Genomic DNA, 1,274 nt, shown 5'->3' with positions numbered 1-1,274 from the left:
CGGTTACTTTCGGGTAATCTATATCCTCTTCATCAGGCCAAGAGATCTTTGCCCAAGCAGTTGTAATCGGGTTATATTCTTCGTGTGGAAACCCATTCTCGTTCTGGATATACTCATATGCCTTATTGACACATCTTAGCTTTGTTTTGATGGTTCCCTTTCCATTGTCTCGCTCATAATCCTCATACTCAGCAACCTTGACAACCAAAGAATCACTCACACACGCGGGATGCCGCCCTCTGTTCTCTGAAAATTCCTTGAAATGTCGAATAGCTCTCTCATATTCCCCGATAGTACTATCCGATTTAGAGCTGTTCCGGATTATATCTTCAAGGAATACCTCAAACGGATCTATACCTTCAGCTTTCATACGTTCAAAATCGTCTTCGTATTTCTTCAGGGGATCCAGATCTCGACCAAAGATGTCCCCGATTCGTTCCCGCTGCTCTTGGAGTGTCGTATCGTCCTCACTCATAGTCATCGTTCTCTGATTTTGAAACACCAAATTTCGTTTGTTACACCGCCTTGCCCAGCGGCCATTCGAGCTGGATGATATGTATGGGGGTGATCTGTATGCCATACTAGGTAGTCATAGAACTCTTCTAACCGAACCCAGTACGGATTATATGCCCGTTTGTACTGCATTCGGTCAACCAATTTTGTGAACCAGGCTTCGACATCAGCCGGTTTTGCAAGAGCATGATGTCGACCGCACTCATCCATATGACCTTTCCAAGATTCTTCAACAAGACCGGCCTCATATTCTACAGTTTCAGCAGCATCAGAGAGCTCAGCATTGTAGTACTCGGACCACACGTCACGCCCAGAATATGACGCTGTATAGTGAGACAACCGAGCGTAGTCCGGAACCTGCTCAACGGTTTTGTAGACGCCAATCCGTTGATGTGGGTCCTCTGATTTCGGCATCAGATGTAAAATTCTCCATCCTCGTACTGTAGTTCACCAGTCATCACCATATGGTTGACCTGCTCAACAGCACGATCTGCTCCTGTTTCGACCACACGTTGGGCGATCTCCTGAAGATTTACCCCTGGATTGTTCTCGACGAAGGACTTGATCTCCGCACGTTCAGTGGACTGGAGCTGTTCTTCCAATTCACTCACACGATCACGTGTTCGGTCTAATTCTCTCTTCAGATCGTTCCGCTGGCGACGTACCTCACTCAGCGATTCGTCCGTTTCTACATCAACTTCGAATTTCTTCAGACCAGCTTCAGTCATCGCCTGAAGGAATTCTGAGAGCGACATATCCAT

Annotated in this window: 2 protein-coding genes and 1 pseudogene; all 3 read right to left on the bottom strand. The window is 46.7% G+C overall.

The features are described 5' to 3' along the window. A pseudogene (locus tag DVK07_RS22430) lies at positions 1-475 on the bottom strand (hypothetical protein); the annotation flags it as partial. A 2-nt stretch (positions 476-477) separates the two neighbouring features. After that, complete coding sequence (locus DVK07_RS19275) at positions 478-927, bottom strand: hypothetical protein (protein WP_199719631.1); 450 nt, start codon at positions 925-927, stop codon at positions 478-480. Continuing rightward, on the bottom strand, positions 927-1,274 hold a 348-nt coding region (locus DVK07_RS19270; protein ID WP_121598491.1), incomplete at its 5' end, for a hypothetical protein. The genes DVK07_RS19275 and DVK07_RS19270, both read right to left, overlap by 1 nt.

This window comes from Halorubrum sp. Atlit-26R (assembly GCF_003666015.1).
Lineage (GTDB): Archaea > Halobacteriota > Halobacteria > Halobacteriales > Haloferacaceae > Halorubrum.
Note: the sequence above shows the minus strand (reverse complement) of the source record. Positions and strands in the feature narration are given on the sequence as shown.